The organism is Paenibacillus xylanexedens, from assembly GCF_007680605.1.
GTDB classification, from domain to species: Bacteria; Bacillota; Bacilli; order Paenibacillales; family Paenibacillaceae; genus Paenibacillus; species Paenibacillus xylanexedens_B.
Genome location: NZ_VEIO01000065.1, coordinates 1 through 354, shown reverse-complemented (window position 1 = coordinate 354; position 354 = coordinate 1). Strand labels below are relative to the sequence as shown.

The window sequence follows — 354 nt, the reverse complement described above, 5'->3', positions numbered from 1 at the left end:
TCGGGGATCCTTCGTTCCGAATTCCTTGAAATTTATGAGGGGCTTCGTAATGATCGCCCTCTTCGGTTGCTACCGGCGTATCCTTATAGCGACTATATCAATTGGTTGGAAAAGCAAGACAAAGAAGAAGCATTGACATATTGGAGTCAATATTTGGAATCTTATAGTCATCGGTCGGAACTATCTCATATAAAACGGATACAAAGTAACACAGGCTATGAGTTTAGCGAGAGTATTCATCTCTTCGAAGAGGCGCAGACGGAGAAGTTAAATTTGCTTTGCAGACGCCACAACTTAACATTAAATAGTTTGATGCAAACGGTATGGGGCGTGTTGCTCCAACAATACAATAAC

Annotated in this window: 1 protein-coding gene; it reads left to right on the top strand. The window is 41.5% G+C overall.

Annotation, left to right across the window (positions count from 1 at the left end; genetic code table 11):
- Positions 1-354: condensation domain-containing protein (locus FS818_RS28405; protein ID WP_145336750.1), on the top strand; the 354-nt coding region annotated here is incomplete at both ends.